9 protein-coding genes and 1 pseudogene are annotated in these 12,605 nt (G+C 47.0%); 2 read left to right on the top strand and 8 right to left on the bottom strand.

Translation table 11 applies throughout. From position 1 onward, the window contains the following. Positions 1–160: 160 nt before the first annotated feature. The 5 genes from B5F87_RS16990 to B5F87_RS16970 all read right to left on the bottom strand — a co-directional run bounded on the left by B5F87_RS16990 (position 161) and on the right by B5F87_RS16970 (position 8,692). The gene (locus B5F87_RS16990; RefSeq protein ID WP_343215779.1) at positions 161–2,560 is read right to left on the bottom strand and encodes a cation-translocating P-type ATPase; all 2,400 of its coding nucleotides are present in this window, start codon (positions 2,558–2,560) and stop codon (positions 161–163) included. A 71-nt stretch (positions 2,561–2,631) separates the two neighbouring features. Then, on the bottom strand, positions 2,632–3,978 hold the full coding sequence (locus B5F87_RS16985) for a radical SAM protein (RefSeq protein ID WP_087283177.1): 1,347 nt from the start codon (positions 3,976–3,978) through the stop codon (positions 2,632–2,634). A 287-nt stretch (positions 3,979–4,265) separates the two neighbouring features. Beyond that, positions 4,266–5,999 (bottom strand): ABC transporter ATP-binding protein, encoded by a 1,734-nt coding sequence (locus tag B5F87_RS16980; protein ID WP_087283175.1) that lies wholly within the window; start codon positions 5,997–5,999, stop codon positions 4,266–4,268. Then, positions 5,981–7,792 carry an ABC transporter ATP-binding protein gene (locus B5F87_RS16975; protein ID WP_087283173.1) on the bottom strand — a complete coding sequence of 604 codons (1,812 nt, stop codon included), beginning with the start codon at positions 7,790–7,792 and terminating at the stop codon, positions 5,981–5,983. The genes B5F87_RS16980 and B5F87_RS16975 overlap by 19 nt, the downstream gene beginning before the upstream one ends. A 273-nt stretch (positions 7,793–8,065) precedes the next feature. Further along, positions 8,066–8,692, bottom strand: coding sequence for a TetR/AcrR family transcriptional regulator (locus tag B5F87_RS16970; RefSeq protein ID WP_087283171.1), 627 nt, complete (start codon positions 8,690–8,692; stop codon positions 8,066–8,068). 364 nt (positions 8,693–9,056) lie between these two features. On the opposite strand from B5F87_RS16970, the gene B5F87_RS16965 reads away from it, so the two are divergent. Beyond that, positions 9,057–9,254, top strand: coding sequence for a hypothetical protein (locus tag B5F87_RS16965; protein ID WP_087283169.1), 198 nt, complete (start codon positions 9,057–9,059; stop codon positions 9,252–9,254). Here the strand turns inward: B5F87_RS16965 and B5F87_RS16960 are convergent. Both B5F87_RS16960 and B5F87_RS16955 read right to left on the bottom strand, forming a co-directional pair. Then, a pseudogene (locus tag B5F87_RS16960) lies at positions 9,230–9,589 on the bottom strand (aldo/keto reductase); the annotation flags it as partial. The gene B5F87_RS16965 and the pseudogene B5F87_RS16960 sit on opposite strands and share 25 nt — an antisense overlap. 155 nt (positions 9,590–9,744) lie before the next feature. After that, entirely contained in the window at positions 9,745–10,674 is a 930-nt protein-coding gene (locus B5F87_RS16955) for an aldo/keto reductase (RefSeq protein ID WP_343215778.1), read from the bottom strand. Positions 10,675–10,845: 171 nt separating this feature from the next. Between B5F87_RS16955 and B5F87_RS16950 the strand changes: the two genes are divergently transcribed. Continuing rightward, positions 10,846–11,703 (top strand): LysR family transcriptional regulator, encoded by an 858-nt coding sequence (locus B5F87_RS16950; protein WP_087283167.1) that lies wholly within the window; start codon positions 10,846–10,848, stop codon positions 11,701–11,703. On the opposite strand, the gene B5F87_RS16945 is transcribed toward B5F87_RS16950, so the two are convergent. Further along, on the bottom strand, positions 11,684–12,583 hold the full coding sequence (locus B5F87_RS16945) for a flavodoxin (protein WP_158097086.1): 900 nt from the start codon (positions 12,581–12,583) through the stop codon (positions 11,684–11,686). The two genes, B5F87_RS16950 and B5F87_RS16945, sit on opposite strands and share 20 nt — an antisense overlap. Between the last annotated feature and the right edge of the window lie 22 nt (positions 12,584–12,605).

The raw sequence follows: 12,605 nt of genomic DNA, 5'->3' as shown, positions 1-12,605 counted from the left end.
ATCGTATCTGCTACCCTTTGCCATGCCTGTACTGCCTCCTTTTTATCATCTCTCTTATCATACATGATTTAGGTCTGCATGGCATCTTTACTTTGTACTATTTTTATACTACCACTAATATCCTTCTGCATAGTAATCGCCTTTGCCCTCTCTTTTCTTCTCACAAAACCTTTTTTATAAGCCGCTGTATCCCCTCGACCAGTTTTGTCAAATACCGGAATACCGGTTCCGCAGAAATCATAAATAAAAGCAATAATAAAATAACCTTTTCTGATATTGGCTGCAATGCAAAGAGATGCGGGAAAATCAAAGCAGCTCCCGCAATTCCTATAATGCAGCCTGTCCATACACAAACACGAAATATATTGAACGGCACACAAACCTTAAACAATATCATAAATCCCACTACGGCAAGCAAAATAGTCGCCGCGGTGGAAATATTCTCTGTTCCCATGAAGAACACATTACCATAGAACGTCAGCGAGGCCACAAGCAAAGCGTCAGTAATACCTCCCGGAAGTGCTTTTACCATGACATTGGACAGAAATCTGCCTTCGATGCGTTTCTTATTAGGCTGCTGAGACAAAAAGAAACCTGGAATGCCTATTGTAAACATACTGATCAACGACATCTGTGACGGTTTCAACGGGTAAGTGAACACAAAGCAAATGGAAATCAAAGATAAAAGCAGTGAAAAGATATTTTTCACCAAAAATAAACTGGCTGACTGCTGAATATTATTCACCACCCGCCGGCCTTCTCCCACAACTTCCGGCATCCTGGAAAAATCAGACTCCAGCAATATCACCTGCGCCGCCTGCATGGCGGCTTCACTGCCTGATGCCATGGCAATGCTGCAATCCGCTTCTTTCAGAGCAAGTACATCATTGACGCCATCCCCTGTCATCGCAACGGTACGTCCCTGTTTTTTCAGCGCTTTCACAAACTGGCTTTTCTGTTCCGGAAGCACACGTCCAAACACGGTATACGTCTGCACTGCTTCTTCAATATCACTGTCTGTTTTCAGGGTGCGTGCATCGACATACTGCTGTGCATTAGGGATACCCGCCGCCCTGGCTGTCTCGGAAACAGTCAGAGGATTATCACCTGAAATCACTTTGACCTCTACACCCTGTTCCTTAAAATATGCAAATGTCTGCGGCGCCTCTTCTCTGATCTTGTTCATCAATAGAACCGCTGCCAAAGGTTCAATTCCTTCTTTCAGAGTCTTTCCTTCCGGAACTTCAGGGCTGACGCCGAATACAAGGACACGGTATCCTTCCTCGGTATAATGTGATATACTCTCCTGAAAGCTGTCAAATTTATCTAAAAGAACGAACTCCGGCGCGCCCAGAATATACGCTCCATCCTCAAAAATAATACCGCTGTATTTATTGGCAGAAGAAAAAGGAATAGTTTTTATGACTTTCCTCTTCTTCCCTCCTGGAAAAGCATTCTTCAATGCTTTCATTGTATCATTATCCGCGTCCATTGCATAGACAAAATCCGCCAGTTTATTTTTTACTGAGCGGATATTTTGTTTTTCCTGCATCAGAACCACATCATAAAGAGACATTTCATTTTCTGTGATCGTACCTGTTTTATCTACGCAAAGCACATCAACCCTGGCAAGAGTTTCCACACTTTTCATATCGTGCAGCAGCACCTTTTTTCTCGCCAGACGGACACAGCTAACCGTAAGCGCAACTGTGGCCAGCAAATACAGTCCTTCCGGAATCATGCCGATAACGGCGGCAACCATGGAAGTTACACTATCGCGGAAAGATTCTGCATTCAAATAATAGCTTTGCAAAAACAAAGCGGCGCCAATCGGAATGATGGCAATACCGGCAAATTTTACCAGTTTATCAAGGGAACGAATCATCTCTGACTGTTCTCCTTCCCGCATGGCTTTCGCCTTTAATGTCAGTTTGGAAATATAAGAATCTTCCCCTACCTTTTCCAGTCTGGCATAACATTTGCCGGCAGTAACAAAGCTTCCGGAGAGAAGATCATCACCCTCGCCTTTCGTAATCTCCTCAGACTCCCCCGTCAGAAGAGATTCATTGACCTGGACTTCACCGGCGCACACTTCCGCATCAGCGATAATCTGACTGCCGCTCTGAAATACGACAATATCGTCCACAACAACTTCTTCTGCCGGAATCGACTGTTCACGCCCGCCGCGGATAACCTCCGCCCGCGGCGCATGAAGCATCGTCATTTTTTCCAGTACGTTTTTAGCCCGAATCTCCTGCACAATTCCCACGATCGTATTGATAATAATGATGGGAAGAAACGTCAGATCTCTGAAGGAACCGACCAGGCAGAGGAGAATGGCCAGAACCGTAAAAATCAGATTGAAATAAGTAAAGACGTTCTTCTTTATGATATCTGCGGTGCTCAAAAGCGCTGCATCGACTTCTCTGTTGTCCCATCCGGCTTCCGTCCGCTCTCTCACCTGCTCTTCGGACAGCCCTGATCTGTAATCCGGGTTTACTCGCTCTATCTCTTTTCTCTCTGAAATGTTTTTTGCTGTTCCTTTTTTTATTCCTGCCAATCAATTCCACTCCTGTCGGTATTTTTGCGTCATCCGCCCTTTGTCACTTCCATCTTATGTACGATCAAATATTATCTGTGGCTCTCCCACAGTTCTTCCGCCTGCGGTTTCCAGTTATCTGCGTAAGGCTGACAGCGCTCACTCAGCTTATCTGCTTCTTCCGGCGACTCATAATCCGTGGATTTCGCTCCGGATTCTCTGACCATTTTTGGAAGGATCTCCGGATTCTCCAGCATCGGACACGGACGGAGCATATTTTCGTTAAAGGGCTGTCCATCATGGTATGCCATGAAAATCGGGCTCTTTAATGCTTCAAGCAGCGTACATTCCCGGATATTTGCATTCGAATAATGGATAAATACACATGGCTCCACATCACCTTTTGCATTAATGTGCAGATAACGTCTTCCTCCTGCGATACAGCCTCCCACGTACTCGGCGTCATTCTGGAAGTCCATGGAAAAAATCGCCTTGGAGTTTCTGTATGTACGGATTCTGTCATAAATCATCTTTCTTTGCTCCGGCGCAGGAAGAAGTTCCGGCGCAGCGCCATTTCCGACCGGCATATAATGAAAGAACCAGATGAACAATGCTCCCGCGTTTATGATCATGTCAAAAAATTCCTCACTGGTGATATCATAACAGTTTTTGCTGGTATAGCAAGCAGAAATACCAAATGGTAATTTATGGTCTTTTAACAGTTTCATAGCCTTCATGACTTTTTCATAAGCACCCTGTCCTCTTCTTCCGTCATTTGCCATCTCAAAACCTTCCAGACTGATAGCCGGAACAAAGTTTTTCACCCGGAGCATTTCCTGGCAAAATTCTTCATCAATCAGTGTTCCATTGGTAAAGCTCAAAAATTCACAATCCGGATGAGTTTTGCAAAGTTTGATGATATCTTTCTTTCTCACCAACGGCTCACCGCCGGTAAAAATATACATATAGGTGCCGAGCTCTTTACCCTGAGAGACAATGGAATCAAGTTCTTCAAAAGAAAGATTCAGGCGATTGCCATACTCGGCAGCCCAGCATCCGGTACAATGCATGTTGCAGGCAGAAGTCGGATCCAGGAGAATTGCCCACGGCACATTGCAATTTTCCTTTTCCGCCGTTTCTTCCTGTTTAGCGCTTCCAATAAGGCTGGCGTTGACGATAAAATTCTTAAAAAATGTGTTCCGGACGCCTTCATCCAAATTCCAAACTTTCATAATCAGTTCGTACCAATTGCTCTTTTCTTCAATGGCTTTTCTGAATGCGTTTCTCTGTCCTTCATACCAGCCATCAGGCGCAACTTTATCAACAAGTTCCATCAGTTTGGGTACATTTTGCTCCGGATTCTTTCCAAGATACTCCCATGCTTTTGTCAGTGATGCGGACATGGCCGCGATTTTTGCTTTCTCTACAAGTGTACTCATTATATCTTTCTCCTTTTGTTCATAATTTTTATTCTTGCCAGAAAACAAAATTTTCTGACTATGCCTTTATGATAAATTCAACACGAAAAAAAGTCATTGGGCAAAACTTTTTTTCTGTCTCAAAATGGGACACCCCACCAAAAAGTGTTACTTTTTCGGACAAGGTCACGAAAAGTGTTACCTTTTGGGACAGAATGCAGAAATTGTCCAAATGACTTTTTTCTTATGCCAGTATTTCCGTCTGCTTCAATCCATCCGATACCCGGTGCAACGGCATTTACTTTCGGCTATAACTTCCATCCGGCTGCCGTCTCTCTGGCGTTTACGAATCTTCGATAAATTCCTTCCTGACTCATCAGATCATCATGGCGACCCTGCTGAACGATCCGTCCCTGGTCAACCACGATGATCTGATCGGCATTTCTGACAGTCTTCAGCCTGTGAGCGATCATGATAATGGTCTTTTCTCTGGTGAGGGCCTCAATGGCAGTCACCAGATCCTTTTCATTCTCGGGGTCAATGTTTGCGGTTGCCTCATCCAAAATGATGACCGGAGAATCTTTCATGATGGCTCTGGCGATGGACAGCCGCTGCTTTTCCCCGCCGGAGAGAGACGCGCCGCCCTCACCGATGACAGTATTGTATCCATCGGGAAGCGCCATGATAAAATCATGACAGCAGGCTTTTTGGGCCGCCTCAATGACCTTTTCCATGGGAGCGTCCTCCTGACCGAAGCGGATATTGTTGGCAACAGTATCCTGGAAAAGATATACATCCTGGAAGACGAAACTAAAGTTACGCATGAGACTGTCCATGCTGTACTCCCGCACATCGGAGCCGCCCAGGCGCACCTGTCCGCCGTCCACGTCCCAGAACCGGGCGATCAGATGACAAAGTGTCGTCTTGCCTCCTCCGCTGGGACCCACGATGGCTGTGGTGGTCCGCTCCGGGATATGCAGGGTAATTCCGTCGATGATTTTTCGTTTGTCATAGGAAAAGTCAATATCATCCACATCAATAGAATAATCTGCAGGAACCAGATCCTTTCCACTGATATCCATCTGTTCCAGGTCCAGGATTTCCTGCGCTTTATCCACACTGACGTCCACGGTGCGAAGGAGAGCCGAATAATTTCCGGCGGAATCCAGGCTGGAGTAAACGATAAACGAACAGATCATCATGGCGATGCACACCATCAGCTCCATGGTTCCCTGCAGATAAAACCAGAGGGAAAGCAGGCACATGGCAACGCCGGTGATTTTGGTCACTAAGCTCTGCAGGCCCATGTATGGGATAAATGTTTTTTCCAGAAGAAAATTGGTATCCACATTTTCATCGATGGCAGCGTTTAGCTTCCGGCTCTGGGCACCGGACAGATTATAGGAGCGCACCTCCATTATACCCTGAATGTATTCCAGAAGCTGTTCGACAAGAGTGCTGTCGGCAGCAATCTTTTTGGGTGAAATGCGCTCCGACTTTTTCTGCATACGGCTGTTAACTAGGAAAAAGAGCAGAAGGCCCGCAAGTACCACAAGACCGATTCTGTAATCGTAAAACAGAAGCATGATGTCGACAATCAGCGTAGTAAGCACGCCCTGGGTAGTCAGCATGACCACTCTGGTTGCCACATCCCCGAGTGACTCCATGGTATTAGTGGTCACCGAAGTGATATAACCCATGCTGTTCTTATTAAAATATCCCATGGGCAGGTACCGCAGATGCTCCGCGATCTCGATCCGCTTCCCTGCCGTAGTATCATAGCCCGCCTCGCACTGGATGATCGTATTAAAATAGCGAACCACGGAGCCGCCGATGACACTGACAAGGCAGATACCCAGGCACTGCCAGGTAACCGCAGGCGTAACCCGCCCGTCAATGACAGCATCAAGCATGAGCACAATGGCCGGAATCTTTAAGGCTTCAAACAATGCCATAAAAATACCAAATACAATGGAATGATAGAATTTCCTCTTATTTTTTCCGCCGCAGAAATCAAAAAACTTTAACAGGATTTTAAGCATGAGCGACACCTCCCTTCCGGATTCTTTTCGACCCTTGCGCTGCTTTTTGCTTTCACCGTATCTTTCACAGAAATGTGCGCCTCCCACATTTTTTTATATAATCCGTTATTTTTCAGCAGTTCCCCATGGGTTCCGAATGAATCCACGTGGCCTTTATTAATCACATAAATCCGGTCTGCATCGGCGATGGTTGAAAGACGGTGTGCAATGACGATCAGCGTCTTACCCTGCACCAGTTTTGCCACAGAAGTCTGAATCACCGCCTCATTCTCCGGATCCATGTATGCGCTGGCCTCATCCAAAATAACAACGGGAGCATCTTTTAACATGGCGCGGGCAATTGCGATCCGCTGCCGCTCGCCGCCGGAAAGATGTCCGCCGGAACCACCGGCAATGGTGTCATAACCGTTCTCCAACTCCATGATAAAATCGTGGCATCCACTTTTTTTTGCCACGGCGATCACCTCTTCGTCTGTGGCTCCTGACCGGCCCATGCGGATATTTTCCATGATAGTGTCATTAAAAAGATAATTATCCTGAGACACATATGCCACTTTCCGGTTATATTCTTCCAATGACAGTTTCCGTATATCCACACCGCCGATATAGATGCTGCCCTCCTTCACATCCCAGAGGGAGGCAATGAGCTTAGCGATAGTTGATTTGCCGCTGCCGGAAGGCCCCACCAGAGCGGTAACAGTACCAGACGGAATTTCCATATCAATACCGTGAAGTACCTCTTTGTCATGATATCCAAAACGTACATTTCTGAGAACGACAGAATCATCTTCCGGCGTCTTCTGATTTCTGGCCGGACGGGACAGTTCTTCCGCAGTCAGTATACCGGTGACTTCGTCAAAAATTGTTTTCATCTTTCCGATATCATCAGAAAAGGACATGCAGGTAATCAGCGGCTGAACCAGTCCCACCGACAACAGAATGATCATAATAAAATCCGTTGGAGAAAGACTTCCGTTCATCACAAACAGCCCGCCGAAGGGCAGCACGGTGAGCGCCGTGCAGGGTGTTAAGACCATGGCCAGTGAAAAAGGAATATCACATTTCCGCATCCAGTCCACATAGCAGGAAGCGCCTTCCCTCGCTGCTGTGACAAAACGCTCATAGGAACTTTTTGCTTTTCCGAATGCCTTTATGACTTCAATGCCGTTGATATATTCCACCGCCGTATCATTTAACGTCTTGGTTTTTGTCAGCACATTTCTGTAATTTTCCTCATATCCAACCATCATAAGCATGTAACAAAGAAATCCCAGCGGCACCGTAATCAGAGAAATGAGCGCCATGCGCCAGTCAATGGTCAGCATGTAGAAAAAAACAAAGAGCGGAGCCAGCAGATTAGCAGTAAATTCCGGCAGAATATGCGCCAAAGTCGTCTCAATGCTGTCCGTCCTCTCCATCATAATATTTTTCAATGAGCCGGACGGCATATCTTTCACATATCCCATGGGCACCCGGGACAGTTTATCGCACATCTGCCGACGGAGCCCGCCCAGCACATGAAAGGTAGCCTTATGGGAACAGGTGGTTGAGATGCTGTGGCAGAAAACCCTTCCCGCCCAGCACAATGCCATCAGAATCCCTTCCATCAGATACCCCTGCCAGTTTCTGTCTCCGTCCACCAGCCTGTGAATCATATCTCCCATGATAAAATAGGGAATCACGCCGAAAATCACCCCCATCACCGCCGTCGCTACACTGATGGTATAGAGATTTTTATGGCTGCCGGCAAAGGTCAGTATCCAGGCGATAGTTGATTTTTTCTTTTCTTCCAAAATGAAATCCTCCTTTCTATATTTATATTGTTAAATATATTATGCTGTTATATAAGTTAACTGTTATGTGAGTTAGTCCTTTTTATCGAAAATAAGTTACAGCTAACCACAATTGGAAAGAAAAAGGAATTCCTGAAATATGCCAAATTGATATAAAACCCAAAATTTATATTTCAAGCCAAAATTCCTGTTTCTCTCATATGGCTGTATCAAAATTCCTGTTTCTTTATTATATAGTTTTTTATTATCATGTAATCAGTCTATAATTTTTAATCAGTCAAACTTCACTCCGAGAATCCGTTCCCAGCCTCCGATGTGAAATTCTTTCAGATACCGGATGCGTTTTTTGGCATCTTCTTTCTTCATGTCCTGGACGACCATCTCGAAGACACCGGAAAACATACCGCTGGAGATCATCTGGCAAAGTCCCCGGTCCAGATCCGGCACCCATTGTCCCAGCGAACGCAGCGCATCCAGATATCTTGCTGTGGCGTCCACCTCCTGTTTCACGATTTCCTGCACGAAATTTTCATATGCTGTACCGCCTGCACAGCACAAAAGCATCTTTACAGCATCATAATGGCCGTCATAAATATAATCAAGAACCTGGTCCAGGGCATCCGCCGATACATGAAGCATTTCCCCTGTCTGTTTTTCCGGCGGCGTCTCCCGGATTTCCCGGAGTCCGCTGGCAAAGTACCCCTGTATCGCGTCGGCGGCCGGTTTCACCAGCGCCTCAAAGAGGGCCTCTTTCGTGGGATAGTACCGATAGAAAGCCCCCGTGGTCACGCCAGCCTTCTTCACAATACGGCGAAGAGACGCCCCCTGAAAGCCCTTTGCCAGAAATTCTTCCCGGGCTGCCTGCAAAATCAACAATAACGTTCTGTTTTCCTCTTCCATTCCGCCTCCTTTACAAATGGTCTGTTATCGAAAAGATAACAGCGTTAGCTAACACTGTTATCAAGATAGCATATGGCACAGGGATACACAAGGGATTAACTGAGAAAGAGTTTCATTTGGGAGTAAGTGAAGATTTTTTTCAGTTACTATTTTACCAGCAGACAACCATCTGCTGTATTGAAAATCTATCATAGTGACAAACAATTTTTCTTCTTTATTCTATTAATTCTATCAATTTTTTGTGCAAAAATACCTTTGAAAAAAGAGAAAAGTTTCTGATAGAATAAAACAAAACGTGTAGCACATCCTGCGTAAATCCAGTTGATGGCTGCACGTTTTCTATTATGAGAAAGGAGTTAAAAAGATGCCTAGGAATAAACTTCAGGGAATCGTTTTCGGAATCATTATGTCCTATGCCATGGCATACGGCATGGAGGTGTACAATATCGCCATCAAGGAAGGGGTCAATCTGACAGCCGGAGGCTTCAGCAACATGACCAATCTCATCTTCTGGGATGCATTGAAAGAAGCCTCTTACATGGCACGATATGCGCCGATATAATCTTTCATTGGCTGATGTATCAGATAGAGATCCAGATAATCTAATCCCAGGTTATCCAGTGAAGTCTGGATGGCTTTCTTGGATCCTTCATAACTTGCATCCTGCACCCAGAGCTTTGTAGTGATAAACAGCTCTTCTCTCGACACGCCGCATTTTTTGATGGCAGCGCCCACAGCCTGCTCGTTCATGTAAGCGGCTGCTGTGTCGATGAGACGGTATCCGCTGGCGATGGCGTCGAGAACTGCCTGTTCGCACTGTGCAGGATCCGGTACCTGAAATACTCCAAAACCTTCCAGCGGCATTTCTACTCCATTATTTAATGTTATAAATTCCATGATAAATTCCTCCTTATGATTCTGCGTGATTATTCTTATTGATTACTTCTGACATATGTCTTTCTGACAGTTCACATTGTACGTCTTTTTCCAACAAATGTACAATGCCGATTCAGCAGAACTTTATAACTAAAACGCATAGTGAAACTCAGAGTTTAGTCGTGAATCTTCACGCTGTTGAGCTGTCTCGCCGTACAAAAGCACCGGTGGTCGATGATCTCGCTGTGTCCGATATCCATAGCGTCGATCATCTCCATCTCTTTCTCGCTCAGGACGAAATCCCGGATGGCATGGTTTTCCTGCATCCGATCTTTATGCACTGTCCGCGGGATCGCCGGGATTCCCCTTTGCAGATGCCACCGGAGAACAACCTGCGCGGTGGTTTTGCCATGGTTCTCTGCGATCTTTACCAGTGTCTTATGATGAAAGATATCCTTCTGTCCTTCTGATAGAGGCCCCCATGCTTCCGGAATCACGCCGTAGCTTCCCATGACCCGCACCGCCTCCTGCTGGTGAAAGAACGGATGAATCTCTATCTGATCGACCATAGGCGGTATCTCCTGATTCATGCACAGGTCCACCAGCCGTTCCGGGGGAAAATTGCTGACGCCGATGGCCCGGACAGCACCTTCCTGATACAGCCGTTCCATGGCGCGCCATGCGCTGTAATAATCGCCGAAGGGCTGATGAATCAGATACAGGTCCAGATGCGAAAGGCCCAGTCTCTTCATGGATTCATCAAAGGCCCGCAGAGTGCTCTCGTATCCCGCGTCCTGTACCCAGAGCTTTGTGGTGATAAACAGCTCCTTCCTGTCAACGCCGGAAGCCCGGACAGCCTTTCCTACCGCCTCTTCATTATAATAGGCGGCCGCCGTATCGATCATCCGGTAGCCAGCCGCGATGGCGTCCCCGACGCACTGCTCGCACTGCGCCCCGTCGGTGATCTGAAACACACCGTAACCGACCATAGGCATCTGCACGCCATTACGCAGCTTCACAGATGTCATAACATCTGTGCCGGCAGTATTTTTTCCGGTTTCCATGCTGTCCGTTTTCTGCCCGGCGCTGCTTTTTACATTTCCCATGCTGTTCGCCTCCTTTGTTATTTGATCTCACCAATCATTCTAAAAGCTTTCCCGGGAAATGTACAATACCGATTGGTCAGAATACTATAACCAAAACGTATAGTAAACTTGCGGTTGTCCGGCGGGCATGGCACAATATACAGTAAATATGCGAAAGGGAGGATATCGTCTATGTTTGAATTACACCAGCTGGAGCAGCTGATTACCGTGGCAGAATGCGGGACTTTGTCTGCGGCGGCGGAAAAGCTTCATCTTTCCCAGCCGGCTCTGAGCCGTTCCATGCAGAAGCTGGAAGCTGAACTGCAGGTTCCACTGTTTACCCGTCATAAAAATAAAATTGAACTGAATGAGAACGCCGAAATGGCTGTAGATTATGCCAGAAAGATTCTCTGGCAGTCACAGGATATGATCGACCATCTGCGGGCCTTTGATCTGAGCAGGAGGACCATCCGTGTGGGCTCCTGTGCTCCGATGCCGCTCTGGGAGATTCTCCCTGCCCTTTCCAGTCTATATCCTGCCATGACAATTTCTTCAGAGATGAAGGATGAGGAAAAGCTTCTTCAGGGAGTGCTGGACGGCACTTATCAGTTTATATTTCTTCCATTTGAAGTGAAAGAAGATGGAAGCCGGTGCCGCAGATACATGGAAGAACATCTGTTTTTCTCCCTGCCTCCGGCACATGCCCTTTCCGGCAGCAAAACGCTGCGTCTCCGGGATTTGAACGGTGAGACTATGCTTTTATATTCCGGCATCGGTTTCTGGAAAAAGGCTCTGGAAAAAGAAATGCCTGACACGCACTTTCTCATCCAGACGGAAGCCTCTGCTTTAGGGGAACTGGTCAGAGCATCCGCCCTTCCCTCTTTCATCACAGATCTTGTGATGGAGAGGGAAGGAGAAGTTCCAAACCGCGTTAATATCCCTATATCTGACCCGGAAGCCAGCGTCACTTTTTATCTGGCATATCCGTCTGATTTGGAAAAAATATACCATAAATTTCTGGAATACTTCCTTACTGATTCAGCCAGTTGATAATCCTTGACTGACTGCGTCCGATATTATCCCGGTAAATGGACAGACCGTCGTCGGATACGGTCGCACCTGGTTCCAGATTCCGGATTCGTCCCACTGTGCCGGAGAAGCCGCTGCCGCCGTGTACGACCAGCGGGATAATAGTCTTGCCGCTGAAATCATAGGAATCAAAAAATGTATACATGATCTGCGGCATATCAGACCACCAGATCGGATAGCATACATAAATCGTGTCATACTGAGACAGATTTCTCAGCCGGTTTCTGATGGCCGGGCGGGCATCCTGATCCTGCTCCCTGGACGCCTGATTGACAAGTGGAGTATGTCTGGTTGGATATGCCACCTGCGGACGAATACGGAAAATATCCGAGTGGGTACGCTCCCGGATCACTGACGCCGCATATTGTACATTTCCCATGGTTCTGCCGCCGGATGTGGTGATGCTTGCGCCGGTGGCCGCATCCACATTTGAAGTGTTCTCATCTGTTTCCGGCATGGAAAAATATACGACCAGCGAATTGGTGCGGGCAGATTTTTTGTTGATGCGCACCCGGCAGGTAAAGGTCCTCATCCGTCTCTCTCCGTCTCTCTCAAAACGTACCCGGCTTCGTATGGTGACGGTTCCTGCCTTTCTGGCCCGCACTACGCCATTTTGTGATACGGTAGCTCGCCTGCGGTTGGAAGACTTCCAGGTTACTCTGGCTCCTTCTGGAAGGTTCCGCACCCTGAGACGGAAGCGCTCGCCCTTTGTCATGGTCAGCGTATTCCGGTTCAGACGGATTCTTGACGCTGCCTGCGTTTCTGCGGACATGCCGCCAAAAGCTGCGGCAAAAACCAGCGCAAAGGTCAGCAGCAATCCCGCCGCTTTTCTCATCTTCATGTTCCCATGTACCTCCTTTTCA

The organism is Eubacterium sp. An3, from assembly GCF_002159465.1.
Classification (GTDB): domain Bacteria; phylum Bacillota; class Clostridia; order Lachnospirales; family Lachnospiraceae; genus Anaerobutyricum; species Anaerobutyricum stercoris.
The sequence above is the reverse complement of the archived record's forward strand: the minus strand, read 5'-3'. Positions and strand labels throughout refer to the sequence as shown.